Source organism: Streptomyces sp. NPDC002888 (genome assembly GCF_042888465.1).
In the GTDB taxonomy this organism is placed as follows: domain Bacteria; phylum Actinomycetota; class Actinomycetes; order Streptomycetales; family Streptomycetaceae; genus Streptomyces.
This window is the reverse complement of the sequence record NZ_JBIAPU010000004.1, coordinates 412,207-435,948: the sequence shown is the minus strand read 5'-3', so window position 1 is coordinate 435,948 and position 23,742 is coordinate 412,207. Positions and strand designations below refer to the sequence as shown.

Here is a 23,742-nt window from a genome sequence, read left to right as displayed (position 1 = left end):
GGCGAGCCGAGCCGGCGGATGTGGCGGAACCCGCCCGTTCACTCCCGTACCTCGGGGAGAACCGGGGTGAACGGGCCTCAGTGTGAGGGGCAAGCGCGAGCTGTCCCGGTGGAGGCAGGACGGAACTCATTCGGGGCCAGGGCGACACCCGCGGGGCCTGCGAGCCCTTCCCCGTCGCCGTCCGGCCCGCATGAAGGTTGGCCGCATCACCCGCGTCCGGGCCGCCTTCGACCCCCGCGAGCTCCTGCAGGCCGCCGGTGACCCGCGCCGCGGATCCGCCCACCACAGGCCAACCCCCCTGAGCGACCCGGGCCGACGGCGCCCGCCTCCCGCGACCACCATTACCCCGCCCACCAGTCCGCGCCCTGGTCCGGCCGACCACCGACGCGAGCAGGCTCGAAAACCGGGGTGTCGAGATCGCCCGCGGCGACATGCTCGACCTCGACTCGCTCGTCGCCGCCATGAACGGCGCCGATGCCGTCATCACCACCGCTGCCGGCTACACCCGCGGCGGCAAGAACGCGCACGACATCCCGAGGTATGGGTCCCGCGTATGCGGGGATAACTCAGTCGGGCTGTACCGGGTGGCGGCACCCGTTAGTCGGCCCCGGGCACGCAGGGTGATCAGACTCGTGCGTCTCGCTGCTGAACTTCCTTGAGGACTCCGGCCACTGTCGCGAAGTCATTATCCACGTGGAGAACAGTGTGCCCATGGTGCACAGCAGTCGCGCACACCAACAGGTCGATCGCTCCAGCCGCCCGATGCTGGCCCCGCTGGGTCAGCTTGTACTGGGCGGTGTCGACCCAACGCCAGGCGTTCTTCGGAACCGGAGAGAGCAGGCAGAGCGCGTCCAGTTCTTCTGCCAGCTCGTCTCGGTGAGACGGGCTGGTTGCCGAGTAGAGGAATTCGGTCCGCGTCGGCTCGCAGAGGTGGAACACCCCGGCGGCGATGTGTCCCTCCCAGGGGCGCAGCGCACCCGGGGTGCGGAACAGGTGCCACAGAGCCGAGGTGTCCACCAGGTACGTGATCACTCGAAGGCCTCGCGTCGCGCACGCTTCTCGGCGTCATGCGCCGCTGCGGCCTGCTCGAACTCGCCACGCGCACCTCGCGCGGTCAGCTTCTCCGCGGCCTCCAGCCTCTTGATCCGTGCCACGTAGTCCCGAAGAGCCGCGTTCACCGTCTCCTTCTTCGTCGTGGCACCCATGAGCCGCATAGCCTCGGCCAGGGCCTCGTCGTCGAGATCAATCTGCGTGACGGACACCGGACACCTCCAACATCCACGATGTATGCAATCACGATACATCGCCGACATTGAATACAGCCACCGATCACAGACAGGCCATTCAAGGGGGTGTGCAGGTTGTGGAGGCATTTCCATCCGAACCGTTTCCCGGTCCAGGGCGGTCAGCAGGGGCGCCTCACCTCATGCGAATCACTCCATGGACCCCATGTCCGACTTGACCGGAATCGGCGTCCCGAATCTGTCCTGCCGATCATGAAGCGCGCCTTAAAACGCGCCGTCAGCATCCCTCGACTCACTTGCCAGCCAGAAAAGTTGCTGGTCAGAAGGTTTCTGCCCGCGTAGCGAGTGGTGGGGCGGGTGGGACTCGAACCCACGGCCGACGGATCATGAGTCCATTGAGGATCATGGCGATCCTTGCCGATCAGTGCCGATTCACACCGTTCTTGCAGGCCAGGCGTGCTGATCTATGTCAGCCCTGTGCAGTGCTTGTCGGTCTGTTCCTGTCCTTGTGGCCCCTCAATGGCCCCTAGGGGTCGATGAGTTGGACACTTGCCCCAGCAGCAGCCGCGTCCGCCCTGTTCAGCCGAGGGGCTGGAACCCTTCGCGCAGCGGAGTCCCTTACCGACGCGATGATGCTCCATTCCAGGCCACCGGGGTGGAGCATCATCCCTGACGTCACGAGGCGATCCCGCCCACCGGACTGTCCATCGACCTGGGTAGCGGCGCGTCGATCGGGTCAGCCCAGTACGTAGCTCTCATCACCGAAGTCAGCGACGATCTTCAACTTGCCGCCGAGCGCCTTGACGTAAGCAGCGAGGGTGCTGCAGGAATCGTCCCCGACATTTGGCCGGGCAGTGCTGGAGTCCGACGCGAGGGCCCTCGCGGAGAGCTTGTCAGCGCAGGAGCCGAGGCACAGGCTGAACCGGGACCGGCTACGTCGGGTGCCGACGCAGCGACGTATCGGGGTCCTGGCAGCGTGAACTGGTGATCCGGGGTTCAGGATCCGGTGCGATAGCGGGTGAGCATGAGGGCGACGGCTTCGTCCACGATCGTGGTGTCGGTGGGGTCGGGCGGGACGAAGTCGGTCCGTACGAGTTGAGGCCACAGGAGCTGGCCGCAGATCATGCCGAGGAACTGTTCGGCCACTGCGGATGCCGGCTGGGTCTGTCCGTCGGCCGAACGGAAGTCGAGCGTGCCGGCCTGCGCTTCGGCGTCCAGGTAGTCGCGGAGCCGGTCGAAGAAGGGTCCGCGGTCGATGGCGAAGCCGGTGCCGACGATGTCGGCGAGTTCCGGCATCTGGGGAAGTTCGGTGATGATGAGGCGGCACAGCGCCGCCGTGCCGGGCCGCGAGACCAGGCAGGCGTAGTCGCGGCCGATGTGGTCCAGACCGTACCGGGGATCACCGGGCGGGGGCGGTTCGGCGTACTGCACATCCAGCTGCCACTGCTCGGAGGTAACGGCCGCGAACAGCGCGGCCTTGGAGGGGTACCGCTTGAAGAGGGTGCCGGTGGAGACGCGGGCCTCCCTGGCGATCTGGGCCAGGGAAGTCTTGTCGTATCCCCGGGCGAGGAAGAGGTCGCGGGCGGCGCGGATGATGCGCGCGCGGTTCTCCGCTTTGATCTGCGCGTGATACCCGGCCTGACACGTATCGCCACCGGTTTCCGCTCGGTCACGGTCCGCCACCGACATACCCACGCCCCTCGCCCGTCTCCCAGCCGCATCCTCGCTGTCAGAGAACGGTCTGGCCACCGTCCAGGATAAGGTCCTGGCCCACAGCGAAGGCGGAGACATCGGAGGCCAGGTACACGACGGCTTCCGCGACCTCCTCGGGCAGACCCATGCGCCCCAGGGGAATGCCGGAGCTGATCGCCTCCAGAACCGCCGACTGCTGCGCGGGATCCTCGATCCCGAGCTTCGAATACAGCGGAGTGTCCACCGGGCCGGGACTGACCGCGTTGAACCGGATGCCGTGCGACCTGAGAAGGTCCGCGTTCCACGACCGCATCAGGGAGCCGACAGCCGCCTTCGTCGCGGCGTAGGCGTTCGACTGCCCGTAGCCGCCGTGCGCGCTGTTGGACGCGTTGAGGATGACCGAGGACGGGTTGGCCAGCACGGGCACCAGGGCCTGCGTGAGAAAGAAGACGCTCTTGACGTTGATGTCGAAGAGCCGGTCGAAACTGTCCTCCGTGTGGTCCTCGAACGGCCTCCAGTCCGAGACGCCGGCGTTCAGGAACGCCACGTCCAGCTCCCCGAAATGCTCACGCACCCGCTCCGCCAGGCCGCGCTGCGCATCGAGATCGCGCGCATCGGCCTGCACCACCGGCACCTTGTCCCCGAGGATCCGCCGCGCCTTGTCGATGCTGGCCGGGGTGACCCCCGTGACCAGCACATCGGCCCCCTCCGCGATAAAACGCTGCGCGGTCTCCAGACCGATCCCACTCGTGCCGCCGGTGATGAGGGCGCGCTTGCCCGCAAGACGATTCATGTCGATTGTTCCTTGCCGAGTCGAAGGTAAGTCGATGGACTCACCACCTGAAGGTAGCTCCCGCACCATCATTTAGGCAAGTCGGTCCACTTACCATCGATGGTCTGGAGTGGTTCGGCCACGCCGGAGAGGGTGGCCGGCACCGGCTCGAAGGCCATTTCGCTGCCGTCCCCGAGGAGCCGGGCGAGGGTGGTCTTCCCGACCGCCGGGGGCCCCGCAGGATGGTGGAGCTGAGGCGCTGCTGGCGACCGTGCGGGCCTGGCAGCAGCGTCTACGGCCAGGAGGTGGTCCTGCCCGACGATGCCTTCCAGCTTTGTGGGTCGCAGGCGGGCGTGTGCGGACGGCGAGCCCTTTCACGGGACGCTGACGAGCGAGGGCTCAGTCGTTCGCGGGGAAGCTCGCGGCGCTCATCGGGCACCGGGGCGGCCGCGTCGCGGCAGCCGCTCGGCGACCAGGTCGTAGGAATCCTCGACCGCGCCGGTGACCAGCCGCTCGGTGATGCCGGGTCCAGGACCGAGCGAGATCCAGTGGCGTTTGTCGAGAAAGCGGCCCGGTGTGATCGAGGCGTAGCGGCGTACGTGTGCGCGGGCGTGTTCGGGTTCGCACTTGACCGTGATGATTTGATCGTCCGGGTCGTCGGTGACGATCAGGAACACCTTGCCCGCGACCTTGTACACGTCGAGTCCCGGGGTGAAGGGGTAGCCGTGGCTGACGTCAGGGAGGGCCAGTGCCGCCTGGCGGGCGGTGTCCTGGAGCCGGTCACCGGCCGCGCTCACCGGGCCGCCCTCGTGCTGGTGCCGTAGGTGTGCGGGTCTACAGGCCGCTCGGCCCTGGGCAGATGGGCGACGACGAGCCGGTAGGAGTCCGTGACGAGCTCCTCGACCAGCTTCTTGTCGACGCCTTCTCCGCTCTCCAGGGTGATCCAGTGCTTCTTGTTCATGTGGTAGCCGGGGGTGATGTGGCTGTACTGCTCCCGCAGGGCGTGGGCCTCGCCGGGGTCCGCCTTGAGGATCACGACGGGACGCCCCGGGACTTCGGTCATCAGCATGAACACCTTGCCGCGTACCTTGTAGACCTCCCAGTCGGGGCCGAAGGGATGCTCCAGCTGGGCTCCGGGGTGTTCCTCCGCGCAGTCGGCGGCGGTCTTGTGCAGGGCCGATCCGTTCATGGGTGGTGAGCCTTCTCAGGTGGTGACGGACTGTGGCATCGAAGGAGGCGGAGGGCGCGCCGCGCGGGCGCGGTGGCACGTCCCATCCTTCCGCCGAAGCCGACTGGAAGGGCGGTAGGCTGCGGACACGTGATGGTCGACAAGCGACACTCGGGGCCGAGCAGGCAGGCCGGACCAGCTGCGGTTCCGCTGTACGGTTTCCAGCCCCCGGTCGGTACTCCGTACGGCCTTGAGGTGAGTACCGTCGAGGATTTCTTCGCCCAGCACGACGACTGGCCGTGGAGCCCGCCCCGTCCGGGCCGCGCCACCTTCCACTACCTGATCCTGGTCACCGAGGGTGAGTTGCGGCACGACGTCGACCACGTCACGCGGACCGTCGCCCCCGGCCAGTGGCTGTGGGTGCGTCCCGGGCACGCGCAGTGCTGGCATCCGCCCGGCGCGGCCCGCGGCCCGTTCATCCTGTTCGAACCGGACGTGCTGCGGCCCGACCTCGCCCGTCTCCTGGCCCCGCTCACCGCGCACGAGGCCCCTGCCGTGCTCAGCCCGCACCCCGACGACACTGCCTGGCTCCAGCAGACGGCACTCCAGCTCCTGGACGAACACCGCGCACTGGGGCGCCGCCCCCTCGACATCCACCACGCCCTGCGGCGCAGCCTGCTCGAATCGCTGCTGCTGCGCCTGGCCAACTCCCCGGGCATCGCCCCCATCGGCACGGCCACGGCCGGCACCGGCCGTGGCGACAGGTACGGACGCTTCCTGGACGCCTTGGAGCTGCACTTCCGCGAACTGCACCAAGCCGCGGATTACGCCGAGTTGCTCGGCTGTTCGGTCCGCACCCTGAGCCGTGCCGCCCGGGACGCCACCGGCAAAGGGGTACGTGAACTCGTCGACGAGCGGCGCCTCCTGGAAGCCCGGCGCCTGCTCGAAGGTGCCCGGTGGGATGCCCGGACTGTGGCCGTCCACCTCGGCTTCACCGACCCCGCGAACTTCGGCCGCTTCTTCCGCGACCGCACCGGTCTCACCCCGGCCGCCTTCGCGGCCGGCGAGGCCACGACCGTCCCCCCTCCTCTCCTTGGTTGACGATCTCGGTGGTTTCCGGCTGGGTCTCAGTCGACGGCCTCGATGGTGACGTCGACCGTGCCGTCGTACTTCTTGAAGGCATCGGCCCCCGAGTCGATTTCGCCCAGGATGATGATGCCGGGGTCGGGGATGGACTGGCCGTCGTGGTCATAGAAGATGGCGATGTCGGGACCGGGTGACCAGTAGGCGATGTTGCCGATCTCGTAGCTGGACCGCGGCTCGCCTCCTGCGATGAGAGACCGGGGCAGGTGACCGTACTTCTCGCGCTTGAGCAGGTCGTTCATCTGCAGCGTCAGCGGAAGCAGTGCGGCAAAGTCGCGTGCCGTCGCGTTGTCGTCGAGGGTTGCGTTGAGGACGGTTTCTCCGGCGGTCAGTCGGATTCTCATATGGGTTCTGCCCTCTGGGGTGTTGTTGGAGTGATCGTCGGCGGCCGACACGTACGCCATGTTCATCGGGGCTGGAGCTGGTCGGCCATTTGCCCGGCACGGCCACGGCCGTCCCCTATCAGTTCCTCTGCCAGTTCCTCTTACGGATGCTGTGGCCGACCGTTGTCGACCGTCGCGCATCGGGGGTGGTTGGTTGTCGTCTCTCGGTTGCCCAGGTCTCAGCCCTCCAGGACGACGACGTGCTTGCCCGGCGTGGTGCCGGACTCGACGTCGGCCTGGGCGTCACGGACCTGTTCCAGGCCGTGGTAGACCTTCGCGACCGGGACTTTGAGGCGTCCTTCGGCGATGGCCTGGAGCTGGCGGGCGAAGACGTCGGCCGGGAGGTCGGCGGCCTGACCGCCGTAGGACGTCAGCCGCACCCCGCCCGGGATCATGAACGGGGTGAAATCGGGGATCGTCCACTGGCCCGCCAGGGCTCCGGTGAAGCAGACCGTGCCGTGCCGGCGGACGGTGCGGAAGGTGTCGGCGAGGACCGAGCAGCCCACCAACTCCAGTGCGGCGTCGACACCGTCCGGCATCAGTTCGCGCACCTGGTCGGCGATGGTGCCGCTGTCGACGAGGGGATGGTCGACGCCCGCGGCCAACAGTCCCCCGGCCCTCTCCGGGCTGCGGGTGGTGGACAGCACGGTGGCTCCGAGGTCCTTCGCGATCGTGGCCGTGCTCAGCCCGACCGTGGAGGTGCCGCCGCGGATCAGCAGCGTCTGCCCGGCCTTGAGGTCCAGGCCGATGGTCAGCGATCCGTAGGCGGTCTGGAACATCTCTGGCAGCGCACCGACGACCTCCCACGGCAGGCCGGTCTCAAACGGGATGACCTGCGCCGCGGGGACGGTCACGTACTGGGCGTACGCGCCGTCGTACGAGCGGCCCATGCCGCCCATCATCGTGGCCACCTGCTGTCCCGGCCGCAGCCCGCTGTCCTCGTCGGCCTCACTGACCACGCCGACGCCCTCGATGCCGGGCACACGCGGGTAGGTGACCACCGCGTCCGACTCGCCCTTGCGGGTGGTGACCTCGGACTCGTTGACGCCGAACGCCTTCACCCTGATCCGCACCCAGCCGGGCTTGCGTACGGGCACCGGCACATCCTTGATCTCCAGTGCGTCGAGGCCGCCGGGCCGGGTGACGACGACGGCCCGCATCGTCGCCGGTGCGGCGTCGCCGACTGCTGTCGGTTGGCTCATGTCGAGCTCCTAACTCTGTTCACCCCCTGGTGCGCTGTTCCGGATCGCCCGGTGACCGTCAGGGGCGGGCGATGTTCTCGAACAGGTCGAGGACCGCCTGGTAGTGGGCGCTGGGCTCGTAGGGAGGGTTGCCGACACTTCCCGAGGTGGGCCGGTCCGTGACGGCGGGCCACAGGCGGGTCTGCCCGCCGGTGACGAAGTCGAGGACGATGTCGCGGATACGCGTGTCACGGTCGGCCTGTTCAGGGCTGCGGCCCGGCTGTTCCTGGCCGACCAGGGCGTACATCTCGGTGCCGTGCACGGCGGGCGCACCCTCGGCGGGCCCGATCATGAGGAGATGGGCGTTGCCGCCCGCGGCGGCGTGGGCCAGAGCACCGCGGGCGGCGGGGAGCGTGAAAATGTAGTCCGTCAGGGACGCGGCGCGGACCTCGGCAGGGGTGCGGCCGCCCTTGTCGTAGGTGTCGACGATCCTCTTGGCGCGGGAGCGGGGAATGCGCCACCCCGCGAATTCGTCGGTGACGCGGTCGACGGCATGCGGGTCGAACCGGTCGAGGTCGTTCGCCACCCACCAGCCCATCTCGTCACTGGCCGTGCTCAGGAGGACGTCGATGTCCCGGTGCGAGCCCGAGGCCAGGACTTCCAGGGGGTGGGCGTGCAGCACCCCGCCGGGCTGTTCGGCGTCCAGGACGACGCCGAGGCTCTGGTTGTCCATCCCGCCACGGACTCCGAGATCCGTCGGACAGACCTTGCGCAGGGCGGCCACCAGGGAGGCCGCGTCGAGATCGATCAGCTTGTCGGGGTTGCCCGCGACACCGAGTTCCGTGACGAACCGCTCCGCGAGTTCCTCGGCCCACCAGGCCGGGACGAGACGCGAGGGCGCGCCGGAGAACCCGGCCAGCCGCCGGTACAGACCATCCGCGGAGGAGGCCCCGAGCAGCCCGAGGGTGGAGTAGGCGCCGGCGCTGTGGCCGAAGACGGTGACGTCGTCGGGGTCGCCACCGAAGTGGGCGATGTTCTGCTTGATCCAGGTGAGGGAGGCGATGACGTCCTGCAGGCCCAGGTTGCTGGCCTCGGCGAGCCGCCCGCCGTACTGCGAGAGCGAGAGGGCGCCCAGCGCGCCGAGCCGGTAGTTGACCGACACGCTCACCACGCGTCCCGTCGCGGCGAGACCGGCGGCGTTCGAAGTGGTCTGCGTGTTCGCGCCGAACTCGAATCCGCCGCCATGGATGTACACGGCCACCGGCAGCGTCTTCCCGGCCGGCTGCTCGGGGGCCCACACGTTCAGGTTCAGGCAGTCCTCGCCCGTCCCGCTGTCCGCTTCGAGCCAGTCACCGCTGTCGGGCTGGACGGAGACGACGCCCTTGCGGTCATAGGGGCGGTCCGGATCGAAATCCGCGACCACGGGGCGGCGGTACCGCTCGGCGGTGGCGTACGGGATTCCCCACCAGGACCGCACCCCTGGTGCAGTCGGAGCCTTGGGCGCGGTCACAGTCATGGCGTGAGATTCCTTCCGGTGCGGTCGGGGTTCTTCGCGCGGTGCGTCGGCTGCTGGTTGCTTGCAGTGACGCTCCCCAATCATTTCCTCTGACCCCGCAAATCACCTGACGGACAGCGGTCACCTGATGGTCACCAGGCGACACCTGTCTGCTCCTCTTCTTCTCCTGGCCCGTCGCCGGGCAGGCGAGGGCGACCTGAGGCCCTGCCGTCAGCGGGTTCCCTGGCTCGACACGCTGACTTGCCCAGGAAAGCCGGTGCAGCTCGGGGCCCGAGCATGCCCGCTGATCACGCTGCCGCATCGGGCGGTGATCTTCCTGGCCTCGCCCAGGAACGCGAGCCGGCTGCAGAAGGCGACGGGTGTGGTGTGACGTGGCGGGGGAGGGCTTCGTTGATCTTCTGAGGTTCGTTCTCGGGGGGCCTGTACCTGCCCTGGAAAACAGTGCGGGGGCGAGGGAGGGAAACAGCGGCAGGCCGTCTGTGGCCGCCGCTGCGGGGCCCACTCCCACTGCGCTCCCGTCGCCTTCACCATTCCCCACCCCTGGACGTCATCGCAGATCGAACAACGCGAGGGCGACAGTGTCTCCACAGCGCGATGGCAGCCCCTGCCGCACAACCGGCAAATGGGACACCGAATCGCCCCGTAGACACCGTCGACTGGACACGACCGCGCCGTCCCGGCCCCTGTACGGACCCTGGGTTTTATCCTCGGCCTCAAGACAGCCGCCCGTATCCCGAGCGGCACCCTCGATCATCTACTCCGCCGCAGGTCAGAGGGGTTGGAGCTACCACGACCACCGCCGGACCCCAAACCCACGAGCAGCGGATTCAGTCCGTTCAGGCAAAGTTGATGCTCCGACACCCGAAAATGAACGTTTCCGCAGGTCAGATACCTGCACAAGTGGGGCGGGTGGGACTCGAACCCACGGCCGACGGATCATGAGTCCTTTGAGGATCTTGGCGGCCCTTGCCGATCCTTGCCGATCCATGACGTTTTCGCTGGTCAGAAGGGGTGAACATGGTCGGAGCTTCTCAGCTCTTGTCAGTCTGTTCCTGTCCTTGTGTCCCGAACGCGTCCCGAATGCGTCCTGGAGGGACAAGGGCACGGGGCTCCTGAGTGGGTTGTTCCAGCTCGGAGAGGAGCCTCGAACCCGTCCGCAGCGGATTCACCTTCGAATGCGCAGAGGCTCCACCCCGGGTGCCGGGGCAGCGCCTCGATGGCCGTTACCGCAGGCCAGACGTCTACGCAGAGCCTAGTCGAGTTCAAGTGCGGTCAGCCGCTGCAGGAGCAATCCAAGCCAGTTGTCGGCTGCCAGAGAGGTCAAGACGTGCTGGTCGGCGCGCCCTGCTCGTCACCGAACAGTTCCCTGGCCCCCGGGCTTTCTCCCAGCCCTGCCGCGCCGGTTCGGGCTCGCTTACAGGAGGTACTGCCACTTGGTCATGCGTTCCTTCAAGTCGATGGTCGGTCCGTCGAGTGTGAAGGTTCCGTCTCCGCGGTGGTGGAAGAGTTGTGGTTGGGTCTGTGAGCGGTCGGTCCAGGCCCTGACGGGCTCCCGCAGGAAGAGGTTGTAGGGGGCGACGAGACTGCTGTCGGCGACCTTGCATTCGATGTTGGCGAAGCATCCGGCCACGAGTGGTGCCTGGACTTCTGCTCCGGCTACGGCGGTCAAGTCGAACTCGGCGAACTTGTCCACGTCGGCGCCCGAGCAGTTGCCGATGTCGACGACGGTGGCGGCCATGTCCGCGGTCGGGATCGAGATGACGCCCTCGCCGGTTTCGACGAGGGCCTGGTGGTTGTGGTCCCAGGGGCCCATGGTGCATGCGACCAGCGGCCGGGGGTGGCGCACCATCATGTTGAACCCGTTGGTCATGACGTTGGGGGTGCCGCGGTGCTGGGTGGTGACCAGGATGACAGGGCCGGGTTCGATGAGGTGGTGGACCTGGTCCAGTGGGTGGGGCTGAAGGTCCTTGACGGCGATCGTGTCTGCTCCTGGCCCCGTGCGATCCGCGCGTCGGCGTGCCGGCCGGCGCGTGCTGTCTGTCGCATCGAGTGTCGGCAGACGGACGCACGGCTATGAAGGCCGCGTTGTTCCTGGGTGCGGCAGGACCAGCCTCCAACGGGGCTCACATGCTCATGCTCACTACGACTGCTCGTTGACGGCGAGGTCGGCCGCGGGACCGGCCGCCGGGGTCTGCTTCGGCTGGGTGGCCATAACCTTCAGTGTCTCGAAGGCGGCAGCTGTCGGGCTGGCCGGTTCGGCTTGATAGACCACCAGTTGCTGGTGCGGGGCTCCGTTGACGGTGAACGCCGCGAATTTGATGTGCAGGTCTCCGACTTCGGGGTGTTTGAGGTGCTTGCCTTCCTGGGATTTGCTCTTGACCTCGTGCATCTGCCAGATCCCGGCGAACTCCTCGCTCTGGGCGGACAGTTCCGCCACGACTTCGGCGATGCGGGCCGATTCGGGGTCGTGGCCGTAGGCGGCCCTGATCTCGGCGACGCAGGAGTGCGCGGCTCGCTCCCATTCCTGATAGAACTCGCGCCCGGCGGGGTCGACGAACACCATACGGGCGAGGTTGTCGAACCTCCCGAACCCGCCGTGGAGGGCCCTGGCGAGGGAGTTGGCCGCCATGATGTCGAGGGCCGGGCCCACGACGAAGGCCGGAGTGTGGTCCCATCCGTCCATCAGCTGCAACAACTGCTGGCTGACGTCCGTCTCTCCCCAGTCGCGCGGGCGTTGCGAGGCGGTGAGGCAGAGGCAGTTGAGATGGTCGGCGGCCTCCGCGTCCAGTTTCAGCGCCTGCGCCACGGCGTCGAGGACCTGCGGCGAGGGACTGTTCTCGCGTCCTTGTTCCAGCCTGATGTAGTAGTCGGAGCTGACTCCGGCGAGCAGTGCGACTTCCTCTCTGCGCAGTCCCGGCACCCGGCGCCGCCCGTGTTCGGGAAGACCGACGTCGTGTGGCTTCAGGGCTTCTCGGCGGGCTCTGAGGAAATCACCCAAAGGTGTCCCATTGCTCATGCGGCAAGACTAGATGTTTTTCAGCCGACGGGAGCTTCGGGCTTCACACAATGACGCCAGGTCGAAAGTCCTTCACGCGGGGTAGCTGCGTGTCTTGTTTGGTGTGATTTTCCGGCCTCGTGGCGGGCAGGGCCGGTCGGCCGGGGACGACAGAGAGGGCCCTGGCGACTCGGACGTCACCCTCGCGATGCGCCCGTGCGGACTCCCGCGTCCGCCGCGTGTCTTCCACACCGGGGGCCCGTGATCCTGGGTGTAGCGCACCCACCGTCGGCCGACCTTTGCCTGGCGTTCTCCGCCTAGCCTTGGCGGCATGGACAACAACACACACCCTGGCCCGGTTGGAGGGCTGGGTCAGTTCCTCCGCTCCCGCAGAGAGCGCCTGAGTCCTGCCGCGGCAGGACTGTCCGGCGCGGGCCGGCGAAGGGTGCCCGGCCTGCGGCGGGACGAGGTCGCGACACTCGCAGGTGTCAGCCTGAGCTACTACAGCCGACTGGAGCAGGGCCGTGAACTCGGCCCCTCGCACAGGGTGCTGGAGGCCATCGCCCGCGCACTGCATCTCGGGGACGAGGACAAGAGGGAACTGTTCCATCTGGCCCAGCCGACAGCCCGCCGCACGAAGTCTCCCTCCCGGGTCGAGCGGGTCCGCCCGCACCTGCGGCAACTGATCGAGAGCTGGACCCGGACTCCGGCCTTCATCATCGGCCACGCCCAGGATTTGCTGGCCACCAACGCCTTGGCCGACGCTCTCTACCGCGACTTCGCGCAGCACGACAACGTACTGCGCATGCTCTTCCTGGACCCCGCGGCGAAGACCTTCTACCGGAGCCCGGAGCGGGCCCGTGATCGTGCGGTCGCCGACCTTCAGCAGACCGCCGCGAGCGCGCCGGAGGATCCTCGCATCCTGGAGCTGGTCGGTGAACTGTCGGTGCGCAGCGGCGAGTTCCGCTCGCTGTGGGCACGCGAGTACACCCGGGTCCCGCCCTATGAGGTCAAGCAGATTCACCACTCCGTCGTGGGAGACCTGGAGTTGAGGCACGAGGCCCTCAACATCCGCAGCGTCCCGGGACAGCAGCTCATCATCCTGCAGGCCGAGCCGGGCTCAGCCTCCGCCGACGGTCTGGCCCTGCTGGGCTCCCTCAGCGCACCCGAGGTACCTCACCAGCAGAATCCCGGACGCGGCGCCTGAACCAGGAGGCCGTCGGAACACCGTCTCCCGCTCGGGACACGCGTGTACGCCGGCGGGACTGGCACGCGCCCCACCCGGACTGCTGCCGCTCATTCCTCACTCCTACCCCGGAATTCCTGACGGGAGATCGCCGGAAATCCGTACCTAGCCGGGTTCCGGCGGACGAGAGCCAACAGTCACACGTTTTCCGCGTCTTCGGGTGCGGCTTTTCGACCGCTTCCCGGTCTTTCCGTTTGCGCATAATTCCCAGGGGGCCAACGGTATGCCTCTTGCGCGCTATGAGCCGCTGTTTCTGCGTGCGTCTGATCAGATGGGGCGGGCGGCTGCGGTCCCGGAGGGCGCAGTCCGCGGCTGAGCCGCTTGCTGCCGCGACTGGGCGTCGTGGCCCCACTGGTGGCCGCTGCGCGGCCTTTGGTGCTTCACCGGAGGTGCGCCTCGTCTTCCTAGGTGTGGGACTCCCAGGAAAAGCGCAGCCTTCATAGCTCCGTAGCGGACGGGCACACTCGAATACGTCAACATGAAATCCCCAAATAGGGGAAGCGACGAAAGAGGTTTTCCCCATGGCTACGTGGTTTGTCACCGGCGCCTCCCGTGGAATCGGTGCGGAAATCGCCCGCGCCGCTCTGGCAGGGGGTAACAATGTCGTGGTCGCCGTACGGAACCCGGAACGCGTCCCGGACGATCTGAAGAACTCGGACAAGGTCTTCGCGGTCGCCCTGGACGTCACGGACAACGACAGCATCCCGCAGGCGGTCGAGGCCGCCGTGGACCGGTTCGGCGGCATCGACGTGCTGGTGAACAACGCGGGCCGCGGCCTGCTCGGCGCGCTGGAGGAGATCACCGACACGGAAGCCCGGTCGCTGTTCGACCTCAACGTGTTCGGCCTGATCAACGTCACCCGCGCCGTGCTGCCCGTCATGCGCAAGCAGGGCTCGGGCCGGCTGGTGCACATCGGTTCCCGCTCCGGTTTCGAGGGCGAGCCCGGTGTCAGCCTGTACTGCGCGTCGAAGTTCGCCGTCGCCGGCATCAGCGAGGCGCTCTCCGCCGAGATGGCGCCGTTCGGGATCCAGTCGATGGTCGTCGAGCCGGGCGTCTTCCGCACCGACTTCCTCGACGCCAGCTCCCTGTCGGTCGCCGCGGACCGCATCGCCGACTACGACGACACCCCCGCGCACGTGACGCTGGACTGGATCGACAAGGCCAACCACGCCCAGCTCGGTGACCCCGTCAAGGGCGCCGCGCTCATCGTCGAGGTCGCCTCCACCGAAAAGCTGCCCACCCACCTCTACCTAGGGCGCGACACCCTGGAGCGGCTGGACGTCAAGTACCAGCAGGTGCAGGACGACCTCGCCCCGTGGCGCGAGAAGTCCGCCGCCACCGCCCACGACGACGCCGCCTGACACCCTTCCGGGCGCCCTCGCATTCGGGCGCCCGCAGCCCTCTCAAGCAGCCCGGCCGGTCGGAAACAGCTGGCCGGCCGGGCACCGCACCAACTCTCTCCACCTCCGAGCCTTCCGATCGAAGAGATTGAGGTTTTGTGATGTCCGCTGCTCTGCTCACCGGCACGCCCCTGACCGGCCGTGTCGCCGTTGTCTCCGGCGCCTCCAGCGGCATGGGTGCCGTCACCGCCCAGCGCCTCGCCGAACTCGGTGCCACCGTGGTCGTCCTGGCCCGCCGCAAGGACAAGCTGGACGGTGTCGTCAAGGCCATCGAGGCCGCCGGCGGCACCGCGCTCGCCCTGGCCATCGACGTCACCGACCGCGCCGCCGTCCAGAGTGCCGCCGACCAGGTCGCCGCCCGCTTCGGCAAGGCCGACCTTGTGTTCAACAACGCCGGTGTCCAGCTCATCTCCGGCATCGAGGAACTCAAGGTCGACGACTGGCAGCGCCAGATCGACCTCAACATCAGCGGCCTGATGAACGTCATCGCCGCGTTCCTCCCCCACCTGACGGACTCCGCCGCCCAGGGCAGGCCCGCCGACCTGATCAACACCTCGTCCATCGCGGCCACCCGCATCCTGACGAAGTTCTCCATCTACTCCGGCACCAAGGCGTACATCAGCCACCTCACCCGGCTGCTCCGCGTCGAACTCGGCCCGAAGATGGTCCGCGTGGCCACCATCGAACCCGGCATGGTCGACACCGAACTCCCCGACCACGTCACCGACCCCGACGCCTCCAAGCTGATGGCCGATCTCATCCACGACATCGACTGTCTGCAGTCCGCGGACATCGCGGAAACCGTTGCCTTCATGGCCGCCGTCCCGCGCCACGTCAACCTCACCGAGATCACCATCATGCCCACCGCCCAGGCCATCTGAAGTCCGTCCCGTCATGGCGGGGGAGGAACAGCGTGACGCTGTTCCTCCCCCGCCATGACGCGTGGGCGGAGACGGGCGACCGCACAACGGTCGGGACGCACACCGGGGCACCGCTCAGAGGGCTCAGCATCGGGCCACGGCCTTGCGTGCACGCACCGGCACAGGCACCGGTTCAGCCCTGGCTACCGGCCTTTGGGCACTCCGGGTAGAACGTGGGGCAAGCCGGGGCTGGGCATGTTGCTCGGGAGCGTCGTCGGTCTGGTCCGCGTAGATGCGGTACTTGCTGGTGTCGGCGGTGCTGTCGGTAAGTCCTGTGTCTCTGTCGCCGAGGTCGAGTTGGCGGGTGCGCTGTCCCCGGCCGGAGGCCGTGAAGGGGCCCGAGATCAGCTCGTCCACGGTCGGCTCGATCGCGTCGTCTCCCTGCTTCTCTTTCTTTGCTGCCGGAGCGGCCGACCAGCTTCCGCACCCTGACGGGGATGCCGTAGCCTGCCTCCTCGCCGAACGCGACGGGGAGTTGTGATGAACACGACGGCGTCGCGTTGCCGGACGGGGTGTCCCTCGACGGTCGCGGCGGGCACCGTCAGTACCGCGGCCAGGGAAATGGCTCCTCGCATGCCCGCCCACGCCAGCGGCAGGCGCTGAGGGGCGGTGATACGGCGCTCCCGCTGCTCGGGACGCGGCAGCCGGCGCCTGACCGGGATCAGGAGCAGCGCGATGGCGGCTCGGGGGACAGCGCGAACGAGGCGAAGGACGGTGTCAGTCCCACAAGGAAGCCCGCGCCGAGCAGCAACAGCGGTTCACTCAGACAGAGTTCCCGGCGATGCCGGACGGGCCTGCGATGGCGACCGCCGTGTAGACGGCGACGAAGGCCGACATCAGGACCACGGTCGACAGATACAGGGCGACCAGGCGCGGCCGACGCAGCAGCCGCGGCATCGCCGCAAACGCCTGCCGCAACCCACCCCCGGTGCCCTGGCGCAGAGTGGGCCGCAGCACGCGGCACACTGGGATCAGGCTCAGGGCCATCAGGGCGGCACTGATCCGGAAGACCGCGCGCCACCCGAGCCCGGCCGCGACGGCCTGGGCGCCGATCTGCAGCAGCACGGCCGCCGCGAACATGCCGCTGGTGACGCAGGTCAGGGCGGTGCCGCGGCGCTGCGGCGCGATGTGGTGCACGGCGTAGGAGAGCGCGGACGGAGCGAAGGTCGCGGTAGCCAGTCCCTGCACGCCGCGCAGGGCGATGGCCGTGGGCAGGTCGGGGGCGACGCTGACCGCCAGAGTAGCCACGGTGACAGCCACGAGCCCGGCGGTGATCACGGCACGCGATCCGTAGCGGTCCGAGAGGGGACCGGCGAGGAGGAATCCACCGGCGTAGGCGAAGCCGAACGCCGTCGCGGTCCAGGTGACCTGCTCCGGTGTGGTGCCCAGTGCGGTGGCCATGGGGTGCAGCAGGGCCAGCACGGTGTACATCTGGCCGACCATCAGGACGCCGAGTGCGGTCAGCAGGGCGATGGTCGGGGCGGCGGGCGCCCAGGTCGGTGGTTGGTCCGGTGTGCTGGTCCCGGCTGTGTGCCGGGGGGAATGGGTGGGAGCGGGGTGGGACATGGGAACTCCAGGAGAGGGGCGTCTGGTTGCCGCCCCGTGTGTCTGCGCGCGGCCCGATCGGCTGATGAGCGTCGCAGGGATGCGGTGGGTGCCCCCGGCCGTGGAGGGACGGCCGGGGGCACCCAGGCCGTGGAGGGACGGCCGGGGGACGTTGAGGGGAGGGGCGCTCAGGCGGCGGGAGTGTTGAGCACGTACTCGCGTGAGGCGTGCACCTCGCCGCGCAGGGCCGTCAGGTCGACGTCGAGGACCTGTCCGTCCCACTTACGGGGCTCGCCGTTGATGAGGACGGCACTGATGTTGCGGGCGTCGGAGCCGAGCACGATCGTGCCGATGGGGTCGTTGAGGGGCATGTTGTTGAGATCTTCGGCCTGGATGACCAGCAGGTCGGCCTTCTTGCCCGGGGTGAGTGAGCCGGTGACGGCGGCCAGGCCGTTGGTGCGAGCGCCCTGGAGGGTGGCGAAGTCGAGGACGTCGCGGGTGGTGATGCGGGAGGGCTGCTGGTCGGTGCCGTAGGCGGCGTTGACCGCGCGCATCCGCTGGATGGCATGCAGGGCCCGCATCTGGGTGAACATGTCGCTGGCCAGGGCGACTTCGACGTCGATGCTCAGTCCGGGGCGGATGCCGACGGCGAGGGCCTCGTCGACGGCGGGGATCGCGGTCTCCAGGCCGATCTGCGCGTCGGAGGTGGGGGCGAGGGCCACGGTGGTGCCGGTCTCTCCCATCGCCTTCCATGCCTGGGAGGTCAGTCCGGTGGAGTGGATGAGGGTGACGTCGGGGCTGAGGATGCCGTCCTTGGCCCAGCGCAGGACCGCCTCGGAGCCGGACGCGCCGAAGACGGCGTCCACGCTCACTCCGATGCCCAACTCCTCGGCCGTGCGGGCGAGTTCGGGGCCGCAGGCGAGTGCCGGTCCGGCGATCTCGTCGGTGGCCAGGGTCGCCAGGCGCAGTGTGAGCAACTGGTCGTCGCTGCTGAAGTACCGGTCCTTGAGGCGGGTCAGATCGCCGGGCCACTGCCGGTCCCATTCGCCGAAGTGCGGGCCCATGGAGGCGTGCACGCCGCGGATGCCGGTGTGGACGAGGGCCTCGATGGCGGCGTCGGAGTGCTCGCGGGTGCGGGAGTTGTGGGAGAAGTCGAGCATGGTCGTGATGCCGCCGTCGATCGCGGTCAGCGCGGCCAGTCTGGTGCCTGTGTACATGTCCTCGGGCCGGTAGACGGTGGCGTAGCCGGCCAGGGTGGCCATGACGTAACCGCCGAGGTCGTCGACGTCCGGCATGATCCGGCGCAACTGGGCCTCCCAGGCGTGCCGGTGGGTGTCGACGAAGCCGGGGGTGAGGATCGTGCCGGTGGCGTCGACGACCACGGCATCGCCCGCGTCGAGGTGGCGGCCGACGGCCGTGATGGTGTCGCCCTCGACGAGGAGGTCGCCGCCGTCGATGACGCCGAGGTCGGGGTCCATGGTGACGATGGTCGCGCCGGTGAACAGGATGCGCCGCCGGTCGGCGGGCCGGCGCCGGAGCTCTTCGAGCACGGCGGCACTGGTGGTGTCGTTGACGTTCATGAGAGGTCTTCTTTCGGTACGGCGGAGAGGGCCGGGAGGTTGGGCCGTTTACTGGAGAGGGCTGGGAGGTTGGGCCGTTTACTGGCAAGGGCTGGGAAGTTGGGTCGCCGGGGGACGGCCGAGGTGCTCGAACACCAGCCTCGGCCGTGCCCGCTGCGGCAACCAGGCCGCGGTTTCCCCAGGTGCCGCGCACCCAGGATCGGAACCAGGGAGGCGTTGACCGGGGCAGGATCAGCCGAGCTTCATGACGTAGCCCGCGTGGTGCAGTTCGTCGCCCTGGAACTCTCCGTAGGCCCAGAAGCCGAGGTCGTCCAGGTAGTCGATGCGGTCGCCGTCGATCCAGTACCGGCCCTGGTAGGCGTGCGGGCGCCCGCCCCGGGTCTCGTCGTAGCGGCCGTCGGCGGTGAGCTCCTGGTGCAGGAAACCGTTTCTGTCGATCCACACGCCGACACGCGGGCTGCCGGTCAGATCCTCGGCAGCCGGAATGCCCGCCTCGGGCGCGGCGGCCCGGCCGGGGACGTCGGTGCCGGACCACAGGACCGGCCGGCCGGCCGCGACGAGCGCCCGGACCTGCTCCGGCCGGGTCATGAGCATGGCCACCGCGTTCGGCACGTCGGCAGCGAGTTCGTCGGGCACCGCCAGGAAGTCGGGGGTGTTGCCCGGAGTCAGCGTCGCGACGTACTCCGAGCGGTGGCCACGGCCGCCGACCAGCGCGACGGTGTCGACGACGGCGGGGGCGATGGTCAGTCCGGTGCAGTCGACGACGATGGCGTTGTCGTCGCCCGCGGCTGTGATGATGCCCGGGCCGACGCCCACGAGCAGGGAGCCGACGAACAGGAGGTCGGCGCCGGTCATGGTCCCGATCAGCGGGTCCATCGTCAGAATGCGGGCGTTGGTGAACAGGATGGGCCGCCCCTCGTCGTTCGAGAGGATCTCGTTCAGGGCCTCGGGGTTCCAACGCACAGTGCCGGTGTCGGTGATGGTCATTGCGTGCTCCTAGGTGGAGTCGCCTCATCGGTGTCCCCGCTGCGCGAAATGAGCGCGCCGGTTCAGGTCCGAGGCGAGAGTTCGGCAGCTACAGCGGCTGCCTGACCACCAGGTTCGTCGCGCGGCGGATTCGGAACCAGGTCGCCGTTATCCCAGGTGTCCGGCACCCACGATCCGTCCCGGCGCCTACGACCGCGGAGGCCATGGGGAAGGCCCAGGACGGCACGCTTCGCTGCCGCACGGCATGAAGAGACCCGTCGCTCGCGAAGCTGGGTACGCGGCACCCAGGAAGCCCTCACCTGGGGAGACGGCGGCCTGGTTGCCACCGGCCGCCGGGGCGATCGTAGAGCCATGACCAGCAACGACACGCCCCGCGACCCGCACCCGTACGTCGGGATGTGGGTGACCGCCGACGGACACATCCGTCAGGAACTGCTGCCCGACGGCCGCTACGACGAAGCCCGCGGCAGCCGCCAGAGCGCCTACACCGGCAGCTACACCGTCACCGGCAACCACATCGACTACGTCGACGACACCGGCTTCACCGCCACCGGCGACGTCCGCGACGGCGTCCTCTTCCACGAGCACCTGGTGCTTTACCGCAAGGGCGACGAGCGCACCCGGCAGTGAGCCTGACCATGGCCAAGGTCCACCTGCCGGTGACCGCCTCCGCCGGGACGGAGCGACCCCTTCCGTTTCCCCGCGTCCTGCCAGCGTCCCGAATTAGGCTTCCCAGCCACTCACAGAGGCCACCTGCGGCGACTTCCCGGGCCGCGAGCCGAGACATCTGTGCAGGTCAGACCAGTTCGGACGCTCTTTGGCGGCAACACTGTCGAACTCGCGAGCAGCGGATTCAGTCCGTTCAGGCGAAGTTGACACTCCAATACCCAAAAATGAACGTTTCCGCAGGTCAGGAGCCTGCACTGGTGGGGCGGGTGGGACTCGAACCCACGGCCGACGGATTATGAGTCCTTTGAGGATCTTGGCGGCCCTTGTCGATCAACGCCCATACTTGACGTTTTCGCAGGTCATAGATGGTTCGGGGTGTCACTCCTTCTCAGTGCTTGTCGGCCTCTTCCGATCCTTGTGTCCAACCGGCGTCCCGAACGAGTCCCGGAAGGACAAGCCGGGGTGGGTACTGAGACGATCGCCCCAGCTCAGGAGTGGGCCATGAACTCGCTCGCAGCGGAATCGCCTTCCAACGCGCAGAGGCTCTGCCCCGGGTGGCGGGGCAGAGCCTCGATGGCCGTTTGCACAGGCCAGACGTATAGCTGAGCTTAGTCGAGTTCAAGGATCGAAAAGCCACCTGATCACGGACCGGAACGGACTCCCACTGTCGCTGGGCATCTCGGCTGCCAACATGCACGACAGCCAGGGCCTTCAGCCGCTCGTGCGTGGCATCCCGCCCATTCGTGCTCCCCACGGACCCCGTCGCCGCCGCCCGGCGAAGCTGCACGCCGACAAGGGCTACGACTATGACCACCTGCGCCGATGGCTCCGCAAGCGCGGCATCCGCCACCGCATATCCGGCAAAGGGATCGAGTCCTCACAGCGGCTCGGCCGCCACCGATGGGTTGTTGAAAGGACCGTTTCCTGGCTCGCCGGCTGCCGCCGACTCCACCGCCGCTACGAACGCAAGGCAGAACATTTCCTTGCCTTCGCCGGCACAGCCGCAGCCCTCATCTGTCACCGCCGACTCGTCCGTGTGGACGGGCATAACCAGTCGTCTGATTGACCAGCAGCGCGGCCGTGAACAGCGCCTTGGCGTCCGCAAGGGCGGCGGGGAAGGTCTCGACGTTGTACTCGTGGCCGAGATCCGCTTGCTCCTCCGTGGGGGCATGCTCGCGGAGCAGCTACTCCCAGGCGGGTCGCGGCAGGGCCCGGAAGGTGAGCGTGAGGGTCCCGGCCGCCAAGGCACGACGGGCCCCGTCCAGCGCGGCCTGGGCCGCCAGCACATCCGGCTGAGCAAGTGCCCAGCTCTCGCGCTCGTCGGCTGGCACCTCCATCTCGGAGGCCCTGCCAACGGCGCTGGTGCGGGCCTTGGCCATGCTCAGCGCCGCATCGGTCACGCGCTGCTTCAGGTCCTGGTCGTCGAGGAAGGACACGGCGCGCTCGGGAAGTTGACGGGCCCGCAGACGGGCCATCTTGGCCGCCCAGTGAGGATCACGGGCAACGGCCTCGGCCGGCGGCTCAACGAAGGTCGTGGTCATGCGACTCCCCCTCCGATCAGGCCACGGCCGGGACGGCCACGTCCTGGACGGGCTTGCCGGTCACGTTGAAGCTGACCTTGAACTTCGCCGGCTCGGAGGCGGTCGTGTACGTGCTCGACCGGGAGCCGACGCGGACCGGGAAGATGTCCATGGACTTCGACCCCGGGATGTCGCCCTTGCGGAGGATGACCACGTATCCCTCGACGCCCTTGGCGAGGAGCGTCTCCAGAGCGTTGTCGACCTTGTCCTCGTAGAAGGTGAGGCTGGAGTTGTCGGCCTTGTCCTCCCCGGGGATGTTGCCGGTGAACTCGGTCGCCAAGTCCGGTGTGTCGATGGGGGTGTTCTCGACGGCGAAGCCCTCGATGTCGCTGATTGCCGGGGACAGGTCCGTGCCGTTGGTGCCACCGAGCTCCGGACGCGTTGGTATCAGGTCCTTGGCGGCGATGGCCTTGAGGAAGTAGAACTTCGTGGTGCCGCGACGGGTGAACCGCTGCTGTGAGCCTGATTCTCGCTCTCCGGGAACCGGTGTTCCGGAGTGTGCTCACGCCGGGCCGGTCCCCAAGAAGGGGGAATCGGCCCGTGCCGGGTGGCCGGGCGTCCGCGAGAGGCCTCCGCGGTGAGGTGGCTGGGACGTCAGGACCCGACAGTGGTCACAGTGCGGACGTACCACTGCACGTAACTGTATGCGCCGCCGCTGACAGACATCCCCGGCACCGTGCCTTGGCGCTGTTCGATTGGCCGCCGGAGCCTTGGAACTACGCCTTTAGTTGGGGACGGAAGGTGCGGCGGTAGGTGTCGGGCGGGACGCCGACGCTGCGGTGGAAGTGGCGGCGCAGGGTGGTGGCGGTGCCCATGCCGGTGGCCGCGGCGATGGTGTCCACGGTGGCGTCGGTGGTCTCCAGCAGTTCCTGGGCGTGGCGAATGCGCTGGGTGTGGAGCCATTGCAGTGGCGTGGTGCCGGTGAGGTGCTTGAAGTGGCGGCCGAGGTGGCGTGAGCTCATGCGGGCCTGGCGGGCCAGGTCCTCCACGGTCAGCGGCTGGTCCAGCCGCTCGAGCGCCCAGGGGAAGAGCTCGCCCAGGGGGTGGTTGCCTGGGGCGGGGAGGGGGGTGGCGATGAACTGGGCCTGGCCGCCGTCGCGGTGGGGTGGGATGACCAGGCGTCGTGCGATCTTGTTGGCGTTGGCCGAGCCGTGGTCGAGGCGGACCAGGTGCAGGCACAGGTCCATGGCGGCGGCCTTGCCCGCGGAGGTGAAGACGTCGCCGTTGTCGACGTAGAGGACGTCCGGATCGACGGTGGCCGCCGGGTGGCGCCGGGCCAGTTCCCGCGTGTGGGCCCAGTGTGTGGTGGCGCGCCTGCCGTCGAGCAGTCCTGCCGCGCCCAGGACAAAGGCGCCCGTGCACAGTGAAGCCACGCGGGCACCGGCCGCGTGGGCCGCACGCACCGCCTCAACCAGCTCGGCGGGCGGGTCGCGGTCGGTGTCGGCCCAGCCAGGGACGATCACTGTGTCCGCGTGCGCGAGGTGGTCGAGTCCGCGGTCGGGTTCCAGGCGGAAGCGGCCGACGTGCACCGGACCGCTTCCGCAGAGGGAGAAGTCGTACCAGGGGTCCACGATGTGGGTTAGGTCGGCTCCGAAGACCTCGACGGCCACGGACAGTTCGTAGTGGAGCATGCCGTCGGTGACGGCCAGCGCAACAGCAGGCATGTCCGAAACTGTACGGGGCATGTCGTTTCCGACGCTCGCGCGGGGTGCTGCCGGAGG

General features: G+C 68.5%; 24 protein-coding genes. 7 read left to right on the top strand and 17 right to left on the bottom strand.

Going from position 1 to position 23,742, the window contains the following annotated elements:
* Window positions 1-365: 365 nt before the first annotated feature.
* Entirely contained in the window at window positions 366-659 is a 294-nt protein-coding gene (locus ACFYWX_RS09575; protein WP_389423423.1) for an NAD(P)H-binding protein, read from the top strand.
* Here ACFYWX_RS09575 and ACFYWX_RS09570 read toward each other — a convergent pair.
* The 6 genes from ACFYWX_RS09570 to ACFYWX_RS09545 all read right to left on the bottom strand — a co-directional run bounded on the left by ACFYWX_RS09570 (window position 625) and on the right by ACFYWX_RS09545 (window position 4,897).
* A complete protein-coding gene (locus ACFYWX_RS09570; protein ID WP_089101546.1) occupies window positions 625-1,032 on the bottom strand; it encodes a PIN domain nuclease in 408 nt (135 codons plus the stop codon). The two genes, ACFYWX_RS09575 and ACFYWX_RS09570, sit on opposite strands and share 35 nt — an antisense overlap.
* On the bottom strand, window positions 1,029-1,262 hold the full coding sequence (locus ACFYWX_RS09565) for a type II toxin-antitoxin system VapB family antitoxin (RefSeq protein WP_389423396.1): 234 nt from the start codon (window positions 1,260-1,262) through the stop codon (window positions 1,029-1,031). Before ACFYWX_RS09565 ends, ACFYWX_RS09570 begins: the two co-directional genes overlap by 4 nt.
* 978 nt (window positions 1,263-2,240) lie before the next feature.
* Window positions 2,241-2,933: a TetR/AcrR family transcriptional regulator gene (locus ACFYWX_RS09560; RefSeq protein WP_358342372.1), complete on the bottom strand. Its 693-nt coding sequence runs from the start codon at window positions 2,931-2,933 to the stop codon at window positions 2,241-2,243.
* A gap of 40 nt (window positions 2,934-2,973) precedes the next feature.
* The gene (locus tag ACFYWX_RS09555; protein ID WP_389423395.1) at window positions 2,974-3,729 is read right to left on the bottom strand and encodes an SDR family oxidoreductase; all 756 of its coding nucleotides are present in this window, start codon (window positions 3,727-3,729) and stop codon (window positions 2,974-2,976) included.
* Between the two features lie 407 nt (window positions 3,730-4,136).
* Window positions 4,137-4,505, bottom strand: a complete 369-nt coding sequence (locus tag ACFYWX_RS09550) for an MmcQ/YjbR family DNA-binding protein (RefSeq protein ID WP_389423394.1) — start codon at window positions 4,503-4,505, stop codon at window positions 4,137-4,139.
* Window positions 4,502-4,897 (bottom strand): MmcQ/YjbR family DNA-binding protein, encoded by a 396-nt coding sequence (locus tag ACFYWX_RS09545; protein WP_389423393.1) that lies wholly within the window; start codon window positions 4,895-4,897, stop codon window positions 4,502-4,504. The genes ACFYWX_RS09550 and ACFYWX_RS09545 overlap by 4 nt, the downstream gene beginning before the upstream one ends.
* A 234-nt stretch (window positions 4,898-5,131) precedes the next feature.
* On the opposite strand from ACFYWX_RS09545, the gene ACFYWX_RS09540 reads away from it, so the two are divergent.
* On the top strand, window positions 5,132-5,977 hold the full coding sequence (locus ACFYWX_RS09540) for a helix-turn-helix domain-containing protein (RefSeq protein WP_389423392.1): 846 nt from the start codon (window positions 5,132-5,134) through the stop codon (window positions 5,975-5,977).
* Window positions 5,978-6,003: 26 nt separating this feature from the next.
* Here ACFYWX_RS09540 and ACFYWX_RS09535 read toward each other — a convergent pair whose 3' ends face one another.
* From ACFYWX_RS09535 to ACFYWX_RS09515, 5 genes are all read right to left on the bottom strand, one after another.
* On the bottom strand, window positions 6,004-6,414 hold the full coding sequence (locus ACFYWX_RS09535; RefSeq protein ID WP_389423391.1) for a cyclophilin-like fold protein: 411 nt from the start codon (window positions 6,412-6,414) through the stop codon (window positions 6,004-6,006).
* A gap of 167 nt (window positions 6,415-6,581) precedes the next feature.
* The gene (locus ACFYWX_RS09530) at window positions 6,582-7,604 is read right to left on the bottom strand and encodes an alcohol dehydrogenase catalytic domain-containing protein (RefSeq protein ID WP_389423390.1); all 1,023 of its coding nucleotides are present in this window, start codon (window positions 7,602-7,604) and stop codon (window positions 6,582-6,584) included.
* A gap of 58 nt (window positions 7,605-7,662) precedes the next feature.
* A complete protein-coding gene (locus ACFYWX_RS09525) occupies window positions 7,663-9,099 on the bottom strand; it encodes a carboxylesterase family protein (protein WP_389423389.1) in 1,437 nt (478 codons plus the stop codon).
* Window positions 9,100-10,513: 1,414 nt separating this feature from the next.
* A complete protein-coding gene (locus tag ACFYWX_RS09520; protein ID WP_389423422.1) occupies window positions 10,514-11,008 on the bottom strand; it encodes a flavin reductase family protein in 495 nt (164 codons plus the stop codon).
* A 231-nt stretch (window positions 11,009-11,239) separates the two neighbouring features.
* A complete protein-coding gene (locus ACFYWX_RS09515) occupies window positions 11,240-12,115 on the bottom strand; it encodes a helix-turn-helix transcriptional regulator (RefSeq protein ID WP_389423388.1) in 876 nt (291 codons plus the stop codon).
* A 310-nt stretch (window positions 12,116-12,425) separates the two neighbouring features.
* On the opposite strand from ACFYWX_RS09515, the gene ACFYWX_RS09510 reads away from it, so the two are divergent.
* The 3 genes from ACFYWX_RS09510 to ACFYWX_RS09500 all read left to right on the top strand — a co-directional run bounded on the left by ACFYWX_RS09510 (window position 12,426) and on the right by ACFYWX_RS09500 (window position 15,621).
* The gene (locus tag ACFYWX_RS09510; RefSeq protein ID WP_389423387.1) at window positions 12,426-13,301 is read left to right on the top strand and encodes a helix-turn-helix transcriptional regulator; all 876 of its coding nucleotides are present in this window, start codon (window positions 12,426-12,428) and stop codon (window positions 13,299-13,301) included.
* A 560-nt stretch (window positions 13,302-13,861) separates the two neighbouring features.
* Window positions 13,862-14,701 carry an SDR family NAD(P)-dependent oxidoreductase gene (locus tag ACFYWX_RS09505; protein WP_389423386.1) on the top strand — a complete coding sequence of 280 codons (840 nt, stop codon included), beginning with the start codon at window positions 13,862-13,864 and terminating at the stop codon, window positions 14,699-14,701.
* A 137-nt stretch (window positions 14,702-14,838) separates the two neighbouring features.
* Window positions 14,839-15,621 carry an SDR family oxidoreductase gene (locus ACFYWX_RS09500; protein ID WP_389423385.1) on the top strand — a complete coding sequence of 261 codons (783 nt, stop codon included), beginning with the start codon at window positions 14,839-14,841 and terminating at the stop codon, window positions 15,619-15,621.
* Window positions 15,622-16,422: 801 nt separating this feature from the next.
* Here the strand turns inward: ACFYWX_RS09500 and ACFYWX_RS09495 are convergent.
* The 3 genes from ACFYWX_RS09495 to ACFYWX_RS09485 all read right to left on the bottom strand — a co-directional run bounded on the left by ACFYWX_RS09495 (window position 16,423) and on the right by ACFYWX_RS09485 (window position 19,772).
* Window positions 16,423-17,226, bottom strand: a complete 804-nt coding sequence (locus tag ACFYWX_RS09495; protein WP_389423384.1) for an MFS transporter — start codon at window positions 17,224-17,226, stop codon at window positions 16,423-16,425.
* 167 nt (window positions 17,227-17,393) lie between these two features.
* A complete protein-coding gene (locus ACFYWX_RS09490; protein WP_389423383.1) occupies window positions 17,394-18,785 on the bottom strand; it encodes an amidohydrolase family protein in 1,392 nt (463 codons plus the stop codon).
* Between the two features lie 231 nt (window positions 18,786-19,016).
* The gene (locus ACFYWX_RS09485) at window positions 19,017-19,772 is read right to left on the bottom strand and encodes an Atu4866 domain-containing protein (protein WP_389423382.1); all 756 of its coding nucleotides are present in this window, start codon (window positions 19,770-19,772) and stop codon (window positions 19,017-19,019) included.
* A gap of 351 nt (window positions 19,773-20,123) precedes the next feature.
* On the opposite strand from ACFYWX_RS09485, the gene ACFYWX_RS09480 reads away from it, so the two are divergent.
* Together ACFYWX_RS09480 and ACFYWX_RS09475 are read left to right on the top strand one after the other, a co-directional pair.
* The gene (locus ACFYWX_RS09480; RefSeq protein ID WP_389423381.1) at window positions 20,124-20,402 is read left to right on the top strand and encodes an Atu4866 domain-containing protein; all 279 of its coding nucleotides are present in this window, start codon (window positions 20,124-20,126) and stop codon (window positions 20,400-20,402) included.
* A gap of 637 nt (window positions 20,403-21,039) precedes the next feature.
* Window positions 21,040-21,507, top strand: a complete 468-nt coding sequence (locus ACFYWX_RS09475; RefSeq protein WP_389423421.1) for an IS5 family transposase — start codon at window positions 21,040-21,042, stop codon at window positions 21,505-21,507.
* 118 nt (window positions 21,508-21,625) lie between these two features.
* Here ACFYWX_RS09475 and ACFYWX_RS09470 read toward each other — a convergent pair whose 3' ends face one another.
* The 3 genes from ACFYWX_RS09470 to ACFYWX_RS09460 all read right to left on the bottom strand — a co-directional run bounded on the left by ACFYWX_RS09470 (window position 21,626) and on the right by ACFYWX_RS09460 (window position 23,685).
* Window positions 21,626-21,982, bottom strand: a complete 357-nt coding sequence (locus tag ACFYWX_RS09470) for a hypothetical protein (protein WP_389423380.1) — start codon at window positions 21,980-21,982, stop codon at window positions 21,626-21,628.
* A 16-nt stretch (window positions 21,983-21,998) separates the two neighbouring features.
* Entirely contained in the window at window positions 21,999-22,301 is a 303-nt protein-coding gene (locus tag ACFYWX_RS09465; RefSeq protein WP_389423379.1) for a hypothetical protein, read from the bottom strand.
* 436 nt (window positions 22,302-22,737) lie between these two features.
* Complete coding sequence (locus ACFYWX_RS09460; protein WP_389423378.1) at window positions 22,738-23,685, bottom strand: helix-turn-helix domain-containing protein; 948 nt, start codon at window positions 23,683-23,685, stop codon at window positions 22,738-22,740.
* Window positions 23,686-23,742 lie beyond the last annotated feature (57 nt).

Coding starts and splice junctions, on each gene's coding strand:
- ACFYWX_RS09505 (WP_389423386.1), top strand. CDS start 13,862: ATGGCTACGTGGTTTGTCACCGGCGCCTCCCGTGGAATCGGTGCGGAA.
- ACFYWX_RS09530 (WP_389423390.1), bottom strand. CDS start 7,604: ATGAGCCAACCGACAGCAGTCGGCGACGCCGCACCGGCGACGATGCGG.
- ACFYWX_RS09460 (WP_389423378.1), bottom strand. CDS start 23,685: ATGCCTGCTGTTGCGCTGGCCGTCACCGACGGCATGCTCCACTACGAA.
- ACFYWX_RS09515 (WP_389423388.1), bottom strand. CDS start 12,115: ATGAGCAATGGGACACCTTTGGGTGATTTCCTCAGAGCCCGCCGAGAA.
- ACFYWX_RS09560 (WP_358342372.1), bottom strand. CDS start 2,933: ATGTCGGTGGCGGACCGTGACCGAGCGGAAACCGGTGGCGATACGTGT.
- ACFYWX_RS09495 (WP_389423384.1), bottom strand. CDS start 17,226: ATGTCCCACCCCGCTCCCACCCATTCCCCCCGGCACACAGCCGGGACC.
- ACFYWX_RS09470 (WP_389423380.1), bottom strand. CDS start 21,982: ATGACCACGACCTTCGTTGAGCCGCCGGCCGAGGCCGTTGCCCGTGAT.
- ACFYWX_RS09485 (WP_389423382.1), bottom strand. CDS start 19,772: ATGACCATCACCGACACCGGCACTGTGCGTTGGAACCCCGAGGCCCTG.
- ACFYWX_RS09490 (WP_389423383.1), bottom strand. CDS start 18,785: ATGAACGTCAACGACACCACCAGTGCCGCCGTGCTCGAAGAGCTCCGG.
- ACFYWX_RS09545 (WP_389423393.1), bottom strand. CDS start 4,897: ATGAACGGATCGGCCCTGCACAAGACCGCCGCCGACTGCGCGGAGGAA.
- ACFYWX_RS09510 (WP_389423387.1), top strand. CDS start 12,426: ATGGACAACAACACACACCCTGGCCCGGTTGGAGGGCTGGGTCAGTTC.
- ACFYWX_RS09525 (WP_389423389.1), bottom strand. CDS start 9,099: ATGACTGTGACCGCGCCCAAGGCTCCGACTGCACCAGGGGTGCGGTCC.
- ACFYWX_RS09480 (WP_389423381.1), top strand. CDS start 20,124: ATGACCAGCAACGACACGCCCCGCGACCCGCACCCGTACGTCGGGATG.
- ACFYWX_RS09555 (WP_389423395.1), bottom strand. CDS start 3,729: ATGAATCGTCTTGCGGGCAAGCGCGCCCTCATCACCGGCGGCACGAGT.